Origin of the sequence: Allokutzneria sp. NRRL B-24872 (assembly GCF_002155965.1) — a bacterium.
Taxonomy (GTDB): Bacteria; Actinomycetota; Actinomycetes; order Mycobacteriales; family Pseudonocardiaceae; genus Allokutzneria.
The window spans coordinates 1-317 of sequence record NZ_MUMH01000347.1 but is presented as its reverse complement, the minus strand read 5'-3'; the positions used below and the strand labels follow the sequence as shown (position 1 = coordinate 317).

General features: G+C 74.1%; 1 pseudogene. It reads left to right on the top strand.

Annotated elements, in window-relative coordinates:
- Positions 1-317 (top strand): annotated as a pseudogene (locus CCN37_RS37965) (hypothetical protein); the annotation flags it as partial.

Here is a 317-nt window from a genome sequence, read left to right as displayed (position 1 = left end):
CCGCTCGGCACCGGCACTGCCGCAGGGCAGCAGGCGCGCGGGCGGGGTCGCCGCGCTCGGCATCACCTCGGTGAGCACGCCCAAGGCCAGCGCGACCGCCACGTGGGAGAGCCTGCGCGGACCGAGCGGCGCGCGGTCGATCAGCGGCGCGGACCGCGTGTGGCTCAACGGGAAGATGTCCTACTCCAACGACACCAGCGTCCCGCTGACCGGAGCGCCGCAGGCGTGGAAGTCCGGGCACACCGCCAAGGACGTCACCGTCGCGGTGCTGGACTCCGGCATCGACGCCAAGCACCCCGACCTCGTCGGCGTGGTCG